We start from the raw sequence: 12,775 nt of genomic DNA, 5'->3' as shown, positions 1-12,775 counted from the left end.
GTTCTAAATGAGAATTTTTTAAAGCAGATAGCGACACCTTTAGCCCCTAAAAATGATTAAGTATTATTGCGAATTGGTATTGCTAGTTAAGCTTCTAACAAACGGCTATGAATAGCCTGAACCACATTATCAGATTCACTTTGCTCGACTAAAAAGCATAGGTTGTGCTTGCTTGCACCATGACAAATTAAGCGAATATTAAAATCACTTAATACCTGCATTAAGTTCATTTCGTGTTGGCGAAGTTGAATCTCAGAGCCAATAAGCGCCACTAGTGTTAAGTTGTTTTCAACCGATACATGGCAAAATTCAGCAAGCTTATCTAAACACGCTTGGTCGAGCTCTGGGCGCGACGCGTTAGGCGCATTATCAAGCGTTATTGCTACACTAATTTCAGACGTAGTTACCAAATCAACCGATATATTAAACTCGCTTAAAATAGTAAATACACGGGCTAAAAAGCCACTAGCCAATAACATTTCAGGGCTTTTAAGGGTGAGCAAAATTTGATTTTTACGTTGGGTTACCGCGCGAATTCCTGGCTGCTGCGATTTTTCACGCTCTATCCACGTACCACCACGTTCAGGCTCGCGGCTTGAACCAACAAACACATTAATATGACTACGGCTAGCAGGTAAAATAGTAGCTGGATGCAATACCTTTGCACCAAAGGTAGCCATTTCAGCAGCTTCATCAAAGCTTAAACGAGCAATCGGAGATGCCTTTACACATAATCGCGGATCGGTACTAAAAATACCCACAACATCAGTCCAAATATGTACGCTTTTGGCGTTTATTGCCTCAGCAAGTAAAGCGGCACTGTAGTCAGACCCACCACGGCCAAGCGTTGTTGTTTGTCCAAATTCGTCACTGCCAACAAAACCTTGGGTTACAATAACTTGGTCATCTAACAGTGGGATCAAATATTCTTTAGCAGCTTGTGCAGTTGCGCTTACATTTGGCGTTGCTTTTCCAAACTGACTATCTGTTTTAAGTACTTGGCGTACATCAAAGCGATCGGCATTTAAGCCTTTTAAACGCAGCACTTGCGCAAATAAATACGACGATAAACGCTCACCAAAGCTAAGTAACTCATCGTGCTGCTGATCAGTTGTCAGTGTTTCAAGCGCTAGCGTTTGGAATGCTTTTAACGTTTCGTTAAAACCTACGGCTAAATCGGCATCAAGCGATAACTCATCTAAAATAGCCTGTTGAATGGCTAGCACGCCGTTAATGTGTTCTTGGCGCTGCTGTGGGGTGATGCTTGATTTACACAGTGCAACCAAATGATTAGTTACGCCGGCACTGGCGCTTACAGCAACAATACGCACGCTTTTATCGGCAACAATAATTTCGCTACAACGACTCATCGCATCAAAGTTAGCCACACTGGTTCCGCCAAATTTGGCAACGATGTAATCTGATTTAACGTCCGATACTGCTTGCGGCACTGATTGGGTAGTCATTTAGTCTCCTTTTGCGGTATCCAAACCGCGATAAAACAAGAAGAACTTGGCAAGTGAATGCTTGAAGGTAAATCCACTGCCAGAAGCTCTCCACCTAGATTGGTGACAGTTTTGAGGATTCAGCCCCATAAACCGAAAAACAACATCGACGTAACGTTGGTTTTCTCGGCGAGTACTTCCCTCTTTAATGGTTATGGGCGTTCGTCACCTACCATTAAATACCTAAGTATCGCACCTCTTCTGAATGTTTTATTAACCAATGGCTAATAAAACAAAACCCCACTATAAAGTGGGGTTTGAAAGTTAACGTTTAGACGTCTAGCTGTCAAGCGTTTTAATGCGGTTTGTTAAGCAAAACTTAAACAAACCCGCCCATGTAATAAGCGCCCGCATAACCCACGGTATAACTTACTAACAAATAGAGCGACAAACGTAAGTAACTCATAAAAGTTAGCTCTTTTACTTTACTCATAGCAATAATACCCGCAGCCGATCCAATAATTAGCATAGATCCGCCAACACCGGTTGCATAAGTAAACGATAACCAATCTTGCTGGCTCATTACTATATTAGCTTTTAGTAAAGCAGCAGTGAGCGGTACGTTATCAACCCCGGCCGACAAAATACCCATTAAGTAGTTAGCGTACTGTGGCGCCATAACGGTGTAAAGGTCGGTAAACTTACTAAGCATTCCAATCTCTTTTAAAGCACCTACCAATAATAAAACCCCGACGAAAAACAGTAAGGTGTCGTATTCTATGTCGCGTACGTAGTCGATAATATTTTTGTTTATGTCTTTTTTGCGCATTAAAAATTGCGCCACTAAAAACATGATTGATAGGCCACATAAAAAAGTTAATAAAGGCGGTACACTGTAAATTACACTCAGCGCAAGTATGCTTATAACTGTAGATACAAAAATAACCGCAATGGTGATATCGGTTTTTCTATGCGTTTTTTTCCAGACTTTGAAAAGGTTACATCCCCTTTCATGCCAATACTTAGCATTGCAGCTAAAAGCATAACGCTCATAAATGCAGGCGCAATAAGCAGTAATAAGTTAGCAATGGTTACCTTGCCATCTAAAAATATCATTAAGGTTGTTACGTCACCGGTAATTAACGACACACCACCGGAGTTAACACCAAACACAATAAGTGTGGCATATTTTATAAGCTTTTTAGGCGGTAGTTTTAACGACATAACTACAGCAAGCGATATTAACGTAGCCGTTACGTTGTCTGAAACCGACGAAAACAAAAAGGCAAATACCCCAACCAAAAACATCAGCTTGCGTTCGCTAATACTTGTTGGCATTACTCTGTGCACAATATTTTCGATAAACCCTTTTGAGTTTAAATAAGCAACAAAGGTCATGGCGGCCATTAAAAACAACCACAGCGATGCTATCTCTAAAATATTTTCGTTAAGGAGTTCTTGTACTTGCTCTGGGCTTTGCCCATGCAAAGGGAAAATAAACAGGAGGATCCAGCAAAGCGTGCCAAAAAAAAGCGTGGTTTTAGCTTTATTTACATGGATGATATCTTCTATAACAATCAATAAAAATCCGATCGCTATCAGGGTTAGAATAATCGTGGAAACCATGGGTATTAAATAACCTTTGATATTGTTTTAAAGAACACACGCAAAGTCCCTCTCGACGTGCCTATTTTCGGCGCGAATGTTAGCACTGCGGCTATACAAAAACTATTATTAAATAGTCTTAAAAACGAATACCATATACAGGCTAGATTAATTAGAATACGTAATAATGAGACGCTTCTAAATTCTCAATAATAAATTACTAGGATGTTGTAACACCTTATGATCCCAGCTAAAAAGCGACTAAATACCCTTAGCGAACATTGGGGAGTTTTAGAGCTATTATTTAAACGTTTTAAAATGGCCGACTTTAGCCTAAAAGACGTGCAAAATGCTATAAAACAAAAACAACCCACGTGGAACAACGAGCGCATTTACAAAGAAACAAACCGTTTGCTCAATCAAGATATTTTAATTCCACTGGCTAAATCATCACAGCTTGAAATTAACCGTGCAATTGCTGACTTTGCTACTTTTTTACTGCAAGAAGAGCATTTGGGCTTAGCACAAGAAATTAGCGTGTTAGTAGACGATCTTGCCCGTTTAGGTAATCGTTTAGATAACGCTGGTAGCATGGAAGACTTTGACGATTTACGCCGATTTAGCCGTATTATGGATGATCGGGTACGTAAAATAATGAAGCTCTACGCGCACAACGAAAACGCCATTTTAAATATTGTTGAACAAGCTAAATCAAACAATGCGGTGCAATCACTACAAAAACGCTACAAAGCAGTAATTGAAGCCTTTGACGAATATATAGAGCCCATGCTTGAAATGGTCGATATTAGGGGCGATTTTCATGCCTGCTTTACAATAATAGAGCAGCAAATCAGTAAACAAATCGAATTTATTGAACGCTCTGGTAAAGCATACACCGACAAACGCATGCTAGAACAGCTACGAACTCGCATACTCGAAATGAACCTAATGGGCCGAGAGAGTTTACGTAAAAGTGCCGATATGCTCATGCCCCTGCGCGAAGAGCTACGCCGAAATAACTTAGTTACACGCCAAGCGGCCAAAGTGCTCGGCCTTGTGCGTAAAAATGGCGTAGATAACATGCTAAGCGCTGTACAACCTAATTTTGTAACCGACTCTCAGCGTTATTCGCTTGGGCAACAACGCCATATTATCGCGTACATGGCAAGCTTGGTAGAATTTGAACATGAAGAATATCAACTTCCCGAACAACAAGACGTACCCGCATTTGTAACGCCTAACATTCCTGACTACAACGATGTAAAAACAAGCTTTGCTAAACGCTTTAACAAAAAACGTAAAAAACCACAGCCGCTGCTGCAGTTTTTAGATGAAAGCTACCCCGACTTAGACGCCGACGAAATGCTCTTTTTATATCAAAAATTAGTCAGTGATAGCGACATTGAAATTAGCCAAAGCGATAAAAAAGCCCGAGTAAAAATTGCCGGCCAACACTTTTCACTTTACCCATTTAATTCTCAGGCTTCAGATTCAGCAACTCAGCCTAATACTGAGGCAGATAAGTAATTACCATGACACATATAAACCTAGAAGAACTCACTCACCTGCAAGCAATCAATAAAAAATTAACTGCGGGTTACCACATTTGCGAACAAGACAACGTAATGTGGCAAGAACTCGACCAACACATTGAATCTTACAGCGCACTATTTACCGCATTAGGCCACGACATAAAACACGATAGCCGTGGCTTTTACTATTTTGCCAGCGACGAAAGTACGCCAAATATGGGTAAAATATCTCGCGCTATCGCACTCACTATTTACATTTTAATTGAGCACTTTGCCAATACCGGTAAAGACCCAATGCGCGCCCTGTTTGATGAAGTAAACGATTTAGAACTGATGCAAACCTTAGTGCAAATAAACAAGCACTTGTTTGATCAGCTTGAGATATTTTCGGGCTCAGATTTACGAAAAGATGTTTACCTACGTATGGTTCGTTTAGGTCTTGCCCGTGAAGTAGAAGGCGGCTTTATGCTACAAGCACCTATTCACCGCTACATTGATGCATTAATGGAAGTAAACGAAGAAACCTACATGACGGAGGACGAGGAATGAACAACTTATACGGACTGAGTAAACTCGCCCTACTTAATACCGCAGGTTATGCAAAGTGTGTGATCCCGCTTGATAAAAGCAGCTCTATTTGTGCGCCAAATAATACCGGTAAAAGCTCGGTTATTAACGCCCTACAATTTCCGCTAATAAACGATTTACGCCTTACCGAATGGGACGGGCACGATTTAGATGAAACCCGTAAGTTTTATTTTTCATCGGATCAGTCGTACATTTTACTTGAAGCTAACCTCCCCCATGGCTCGGTGGTTATTGGTGTAGCGGGTCTGGGTAAAATAGCCGGTTACGCGCACCAGTACTTTTGTTATCAGGGCAAGCTCGATTTAGAACAGTACACGCAAGGTAATACCATAATTAAATTTACCAAGCTGTTTAATCATTTAAAGTCGCTTAATTACAATCCTATTGAGCTAAAAGCACAAGAGCTAAACGCCCTGCTTACCGGCGGCGCAACGCCCTTTGACGGCGACATTAATTTAAAAATGATCCCGCTTAATAACGTGCAAGACTCCGCTATTTATAAAGAAATTTTTAGGCGTATTCTTAACTTACACAAATTGGGCGCAAGCGATGTTAAACGCTTTATGCTGCGAGTGTTTGAGCGCCATATGTCAAACTCAAAGGTTGATTTTTACGAAGTATGGCGTCGCTCGTTTGACAAAGTGAACCGGGCTAAGCGCGAATTAAAAGCCCTTGAATCAATGCAAGAGCCAATAAGCGCACTTGAATCAATGCTTGAAAATCAAACCGTGCTTAAAGGTAAATTAGCAGCGTACGCGCCTAAAATTGACCAAGCACTCATTGACTTTGACACCTACCAAGAAGAGCAGCTTAATGAACTGGGTATAGCACTTGAAGACATTGAACACGAAAAGCACGAATTTGAGCAAAAACAAAGCCTATACGTACAGCAATCGCGCGATATAGAGCGCAAACAAACTCAAATTGAGCAATGGTTTTTAGATTACAGCGCCCTTAAAAGCGAGTTTGAACTGGTAAATAAAGCCACAATTAAAACCAACCTTGGCCAACTTAAGCAAGACTACGAGTCGCTTTCGCACTCTATTACCAGCGCACAAGGGCAAAGCTTGCACACGCTTGATTACCGCATTAGCGAAACGCAAAAACAAATTAAAAGCTTAAAACTGCAGCTTAAAAACCTGGAGTTTAATTTGTTCACCCGTATGCGCGAAGACCTATCGCTTAAAGAAGTGGAAGAAATATCGCGACTCTTAAACCCCGACTTACTTTCGTTTGCCACCACCACTAATGGCGATATAACCATTGATGACGAAGATGCCTTTGGGGAATTTTTATCGTTATTAAGCCATAACGTTAAAGGCGGTGTGCTTACTTTGCCAGGCGCAAGTATTAAACTTAAAAAGCTTTCGCCAGTACAAATGCAAAGCGGCGAAAACAAAGAGCAATTAACCGCGCAGTTAAGTGCGCTTGAACACTCGTTAAAAGAGTTTAAACAACAGCGCGAAGTGGCAGCCAATGTTGCCGATAAACAAAAAGAAAAAGACGCACTCTACGATGAACTAATGAGTCTTGAGGGAGCACTAAAACGTTTAGAGCAATTTGAAGTAATGCAGCAGTCGGTAGACGCGCAAGCCATGCTAAAAGAGCAATTATTAGCAGAGCGCGAACAAGTTGACGATTACCTGCAAGACATTCAAAAAAATAGTGGCTCAATTGCAGACAGACGCTCGTTAATTAAATCTAAGCAAGAACAAATTAATCGCCAAACCGAACGCCTTCGCCAAGTTAAAAGTGAGCGAATTGATCACACGCTTGATTTATACAGCGGCAAAGTGACCCCGTACATGATTGATATAACAGTCGACTTTGATAACTTAAGTGATTTAGTACATCACTTCAATAAAGACTGCCAAGAGCTTCGCAACTTTGACATAAACGTGCGTAATACCTATTTGCACGTATATAACGCAGGCATTACTAAGTTCGATAACGAAAACGACGAATTTACTAAATACCAAAAGTTGATTAGCGCATTTCATAACCTTGATAACGAGCGCGATGCCGTTGAGCGCCAAGGCCGTGTAGCACTAACCGAAGTAGCCGCCACGATTAAGGGCTTGCGTGAAGATTTAGACCGCCTTCGCCGCGAAATGAATAGCTTTAATAAAGGCATAAGCCAGCACCGTATTTCTAACCTTCAAGCGTTTAAAATTAACGTAATACCACGCAAAATGCTGGTTGATAGTATTGATACCATTATCAGCACGTCGCATCAGTTTGAACAAGGCGACACCCTTGATTTATTGAGCCAAGAACCTTACAGCGAAAGCGCAGTAAACGAAGCAAAAGATCACTTAATAAAACTCGCCTCAGACAAAGCAGGCCTTACATTAACTGACTTGTTCGATATTCGTTTTGAAGTGGTAAACCGCGCTGGCGAAACCGAACACTTTGAAAAAATAGACTCAGCCGGCTCAAATGGCACACGTATTACTATTAAGTTATTGTGTGGCATGTTGTTTATTCGTTACTTATTAAGCGATCAGGAACAAAACCTGTACCGTATACCTATTTATATTGATGAAGCGGCCGACATTGACCCGCAAAACCAAAAAGCAATTATAGAAACCGCATTGAGCTTTGGCTTTGTGCCTATATTTGCCTCAGTTAAGCCGCAAATAAGTTGTGACTACATTGTGCCGATTCGTTCGGTAAAAGATGGCGCACAAAACTGGGTAGATGAAAAAGATTGGATAGAAGTAGAGCATTAAATTTTTGAGTGGCTAATTAGCATTAATTAGTCATTCATATTCATCACACTAAACTAATTTTTAGAACCTTTTAATAATACACATTTATATAAGGTGTGTTATTTTAAGGTAATGCATTTTATTGGAGCAAACGTAATGAAAAATATACTTATTGTTGCAGCACTAGCACTACTTAGCGCTTGTACTCAAACCCCAGATTGGGATTACGATAAATCAGCTAACTTTAGTAATTTTAAAACATTTGCTTGGGTAGAAAACGCGAGTTTAACTAAAGACACCAACAACTACCAAATTAACGGTTTAATGGAAAAACGTGTGCGTACTGCGGTAAATAATGAGCTTACAAACACCCTTGGTATGACATTAGTAGATCCAGCCCAAGCTGACGTACTTGTTAACTATCATGCGTCGGTAGATAAAGAATTAGAAGTAGATACATTTAATACTGGTTACAGTAACCGTTGGGGTTACTGGGGTACTGGTTTTCAACGAGACACAACAGCGCGTGAATACGAAGTGGGTACATTGGTTATCGATATTGTAGACAGTGCATCCAATCAACTAATATGGCGCGGTGCTAAAGAAGGCCGTTTAAAGAAAAAACAATCGCCAGAGCAACGCGAAGCGTCAATTAAGAAAACAGTCGCAAATATTTTAAGTAACTTCCCGCCGCAAAAGCAGCAGTAAGTTTAAAGTTAGTTTTTAAAAAGCTCACAGAATGTGAGCTTTTTTGTGGGTGTTTATTTTTGGATTACGGTTTTAAATAACGACCAGCCACGCTCGTCATGTCAGCAAACTGACTATCTACAACACCACGTTGAGTTTATTTTGTATGCGCTAAGCTTGCTTGCGCGAGAAGTAATAGCTTCTAATTACTTACATAGCATTGAGCATCAAGTTTACAATTTATATTTATACAATAAATCTAGTGGTATATGGCAGTAATCATCTGGGTGGTTCGTTAATCGGTCTTGATGCTCTGGATCGCTTGGTACGTAATTGGTTAACTGCTCTACCTTTACTGCAATTTTATCGGCATCGCTGCGCTTATTTATATAATTGCGTGCAATATTTAAATGGTTTTGGTTTTTGCTGTAAATGCCTGTACGGTATTTTGGGCCTTCATCTGCCCCTTGCTTATTAATACTATAGGGGTCAATAATTTCAAAAAAATAGTCAAACAGTTGATTGAGTGAAACAACACTTGAGTCAAACGTTACTTTCACACACTCGGCATAACCATCGTATTCTCCTTGCGTGGTATTACTTGCGCCGTTTGCACGCCCTGCTTGCGTTGTTATAACGCCGGGTAAATACTTCATAAATTCTTGCACGCCCCATAAGCAGCCGCCGGCAAAATAAAGTGTATTGTGTTGCTGAACTGTCATCGTTTATCTAACTCAATAAAGTTAATTAAAAATACATGTGTATTGTAACGCGTTAATTATACAAATGATTATCAAATGCAGATTTTTATAATTACTGTACAATATCGCGCAAAATTGCACTGACTAAGTTAAGCTAGCCCACCCGCTTTATATAGTTTTTATTAGTGCCCAAACACATTATGAGATACACCATGAATCGCACTGAGCATTTTATATTTTCTGCACTGCTGTGCAGCGTTACGCCTTTTTCTTATGCACAAGCTACAAGCAACACCGAAACAGCAATAGAACAAATTACTGTTGAGGCATCGGCCACGGCAAATAAATTACCCGTTGGTACCTTTGACTCCCCCGTCTCTAATTTAGAATACGACCCTCGTGTTGATTTACAATCACGTAATATGGCAGAAGCCCAAGCTGATGTAACAATCCGTGGTGGTATTTTCGAAAACACAGGGTTTAGAGTCGGCAGTGCTACCCTACTCGACCCTCAAACAGGTCATTACGTTGCTGAGCTTCCAATTGCACCGCAAATGCTAACTGGACCTTACATTTTAACCGGAGCCGACAATGCCTTAAACGGTATGAACAGCTCTGTGGGATCGATTTCGTTTGGTTTTAAACCTATCACAACTGGCGGCAATGTCTCTGTAGGTACCGGTACAAACGACTTTAACTTACAAAGTATTTACGCAGGAATAAGCACCGATGTCGACGATGCTAAAAATTGGCAGCTTGGCTTTGAGGGCGAGTATTCTCATTCACAAAGTGACGGCTCAATAGAAAACGGCGATCACGATTTTAATCGCGCCTCTGCGCGCATACAGTTAATAGGTGCGGATTCGCAAACCGATGTGCTGTATGGCTCACAAAAAAAGTTTTTTGGTTGGCCAAATATGTACACACCATTTGGCGTAAACGAAACAGAAGAACTAGAAACCCGCTTACTCATGCTTAACCACCAGCAAAATTACGCAGATAATAGCCATTTTGAACTATCTGCCTATTACAGAAAACACAATGACCATTATGTATTTTCTCGTGAGAATCCAAGCGCCTTTGAAGCATTTCATGAAACTAAAGTAAAATCGATTGCGGTATCAGGAAGCCATGCACAAAACACCGCGTTTGCAGTAAATTATTCAGCGCAATATATTGAAGATGAAATAGAGTCGACCACACTTGAGAATAATTTTACCTCACGCACTTATTACAAACTGAGCGTATTACCTGAGTATAAAATCGACCTTAAACAAAACCAGCTATTAACACTTCGCCTAGGTGCGGCTTTTGACGACACAAACCGAGATGACTCTGAGTTATCGCTCATTGGCGATATTTCACTAAACACTCAAAACAGTGATGGCTCTGAGCAAACCGTTTACTTATCGTATGCGCAAGCGAGCCAAGTTGCAGGCTACACCGCTATTGGTGGCAGTGATCAAGGCGGTTTATTTAGAAGTAATTACAACCTTGAGCGCGAAACAACTAAAAACCTAGAGCTTGGCTATTTAATACAAGAGCAAACCTGGCAGCTTAATTCAGCAGTTTTTTACCGAGAGGATAACAACCTAACTGATTGGACTTTTAGTTTTGACTCTAGCTCTGCTCGCTTTGCTAATCCGGTAGACATAGACGCCACCGGCGTTGAGTTTTTTGCGACTAAATATTTTGATACAACCGAGCTCATTGCAAGCTACACCTACTTAAATAAGTCAGAAAGCTATGGTGATGCAGATATAGACGCCAGCTTTTACGCGTTAAATTTTCCTGATCACCGTGTTACCTTAGGTGCAATTTGGACACCAAACGACCTAATAGAAATGAGGATTGATAACGAGTGGCGTAAACAGCACGAAAACGCACTGCGCAGCGGCAAAGACACCGCATTATTTACGCAATTGTCGCTAAAAATTACCCCAACCGTTATTAATAATTTATTTATTACGTTAGCTGCAGACAATGTGTGGGATGAATCGTTTGAAGAAATACCCGGCACACCCGGGCGAGGTGAGCAATATACCTTAAGTGCAACGTATAGCTGGTAATAAATAAAGCCGGCGTTTACAAACTCAATGTATATTTTGGTTTGTAAACGCTGTGTTGGTTTATATAAAAACGTCTTTTATACAAAATATTGCACAAAGAGAAATGAGTGATGAGTAAATTAGATAAGCGTAAATCAGCCAATGCTTTAAATTAATCTTTCCTCTAAAGGCGCAGCGCCTCTTACCCTTTTTGTGAATTATTCACTTTATGAGCTTCAACCAATAAAAGTAGCGCGTTTTAAATAACGCAAAGCTAAAAAACGCACAAAGAGAAGCGAATGAGGAGTAAATGAGATAAAAGTAATCAGACAATGCTTTTAATTAATCTGCACTAGCTCATATCTTATCTTAAAGTTTAATGGAATAGATTTAGACTTCATCTGACAGACAGCGATAAGCGGTCGTTAACAGTTACTTTTTAATTTCGTCAAAGTATATTGCTTTCATAGTCAGGAAAACGACCTAATCGCTCGTTTTTGTCCTTAAGTACAAACCAGAACTACTATATTTTGCTAGTGCTGGCAAATAGTTAAGAAGTTTGTTACAAATGAGTAATTCAGACAAACGAGCGACGCTGTGGTAGAAGAACGCGCGATTCGCTCGCTATAAACATGTTAGCCGTCAATGGAGTATATCTTTACCATGGAAGTAATTATTAATGTTCTTAGTTTTTTGGGCGGAATGTTTATTATCTATTTAACCGCATATACAAAAGCAAAAAGTAAAAATAAGGCTTTGTTGGAAGATATTGAAAAGCTAGAAGATGAAAAACAAAAAATCATAGCCAAATATCGAGCAGAAACTGAAGAAATTAAAAAACAACATACATTGGATATCGAAAAAAGAAAGTTCCAATATGAAGATAAACGGACTCAGTTCTCAAAATACTTCTCCTTGCTTGATGAATTTCATGGTAAATGTAATTCTGCTTTTGCTGAAAAATTTCAGCCGATAATGACTGAATTTATGAATGAATATTTATCGGATGATCCTGAAAAACAGCACCAAGCAACTCTGAAATATAATGAAGATGTTCAAGGACTCTTTTTTGAACTGAATGCTGAATACCTAAAAATACAAACAGAAACGAATAGTATTCGACTAATAGCTACCCCTAAAGTTGACACTTTGCTCGACACATTAGAAGAAAGTGTAAAATTAGCAACTGACCAATCTACAGATATGCTGAAATTTATGGCTACACCTGAGTTTTGGCAGGATCAAAGTTTAGTTGCTCCTTATCAAATGGAAATTGAAAAGGCAGGGAAAAGTGTATTAGATTCTCGCTTTAAACTTCGAGAGCAAATGAAAGCAGAGTTAAACGAGATATAAAACGGCTAACAAGTGCCTAAACCAAAGGACGCAAAACAGCAGGCTTGCGCTCCTTCGTCGCTAATTTTAGCCTGCTATTTTACGCCGGTTAGGCAAGCGTTAGTT

At 40.0% G+C, this 12,775-nt stretch carries 8 protein-coding genes, 1 pseudogene and 1 riboswitch; of the genes and pseudogenes, 6 read left to right on the top strand and 3 right to left on the bottom strand.

Annotated elements, in window-relative coordinates:
* Positions 1–86 precede the first annotated feature (86 nt).
* Both lysC and nhaD read right to left on the bottom strand, forming a co-directional pair.
* Positions 87–1,466, bottom strand: a complete 1,380-nt coding sequence (lysC, locus tag P20480_RS03155) for a lysine-sensitive aspartokinase 3 (RefSeq protein ID WP_008132123.1) — start codon at positions 1,464–1,466, stop codon at positions 87–89.
* Positions 1,467–1,541: 75 nt separating this feature from the next.
* A riboswitch (Lysine riboswitch) is annotated at positions 1,542–1,714 on the bottom strand.
* A 110-nt stretch (positions 1,715–1,824) separates the two neighbouring features.
* Positions 1,825–3,071 (bottom strand): annotated as a pseudogene (nhaD, locus tag P20480_RS18685) (sodium:proton antiporter NhaD).
* A gap of 219 nt (positions 3,072–3,290) precedes the next feature.
* Here nhaD and P20480_RS03160 point away from each other — a divergent pair.
* The 4 genes from P20480_RS03160 (at position 3,291) to P20480_RS03175 (ending at position 8,589) form a co-directional block, all read left to right on the top strand.
* The gene (locus P20480_RS03160; RefSeq protein ID WP_008132118.1) at positions 3,291–4,577 is read left to right on the top strand and encodes a hypothetical protein; all 1,287 of its coding nucleotides are present in this window, start codon (positions 3,291–3,293) and stop codon (positions 4,575–4,577) included.
* A 5-nt stretch (positions 4,578–4,582) separates the two neighbouring features.
* Complete coding sequence (locus tag P20480_RS03165; protein WP_008132116.1) at positions 4,583–5,131, top strand: condensin complex protein MksE; 549 nt, start codon at positions 4,583–4,585, stop codon at positions 5,129–5,131.
* A complete protein-coding gene (locus tag P20480_RS03170; RefSeq protein ID WP_008132115.1) occupies positions 5,128–7,902 on the top strand; it encodes an AAA family ATPase in 2,775 nt (924 codons plus the stop codon). Before P20480_RS03165 ends, P20480_RS03170 begins: the two co-directional genes overlap by 4 nt.
* 135 nt (positions 7,903–8,037) lie before the next feature.
* Complete coding sequence (locus P20480_RS03175; RefSeq protein ID WP_008132113.1) at positions 8,038–8,589, top strand: DUF4136 domain-containing protein; 552 nt, start codon at positions 8,038–8,040, stop codon at positions 8,587–8,589.
* Between the two features lie 212 nt (positions 8,590–8,801).
* On the opposite strand, the gene P20480_RS03180 is transcribed toward P20480_RS03175, so the two are convergent.
* The gene (locus P20480_RS03180; RefSeq protein ID WP_008132109.1) at positions 8,802–9,290 is read right to left on the bottom strand and encodes a peptide-methionine (S)-S-oxide reductase; all 489 of its coding nucleotides are present in this window, start codon (positions 9,288–9,290) and stop codon (positions 8,802–8,804) included.
* Between the two features lie 191 nt (positions 9,291–9,481).
* Between P20480_RS03180 and P20480_RS03185 the strand changes: the two genes are divergently transcribed.
* Both P20480_RS03185 and P20480_RS03190 read left to right on the top strand, forming a co-directional pair.
* Positions 9,482–11,338: a TonB-dependent receptor plug domain-containing protein gene (locus tag P20480_RS03185; RefSeq protein ID WP_008132107.1), complete on the top strand. Its 1,857-nt coding sequence runs from the start codon at positions 9,482–9,484 to the stop codon at positions 11,336–11,338.
* Between the two features lie 642 nt (positions 11,339–11,980).
* Positions 11,981–12,670 carry a hypothetical protein gene (locus P20480_RS03190; protein WP_008132105.1) on the top strand — a complete coding sequence of 230 codons (690 nt, stop codon included), beginning with the start codon at positions 11,981–11,983 and terminating at the stop codon, positions 12,668–12,670.
* Positions 12,671–12,775 lie beyond the last annotated feature (105 nt).

The organism is Pseudoalteromonas sp. BSi20480, assembly GCF_000241365.1.
In the GTDB taxonomy this organism is placed as follows: domain Bacteria; phylum Pseudomonadota; class Gammaproteobacteria; order Enterobacterales; family Alteromonadaceae; genus Pseudoalteromonas; species Pseudoalteromonas marina.
This window is presented reverse-complemented; position numbering and strand designations above follow the sequence as displayed.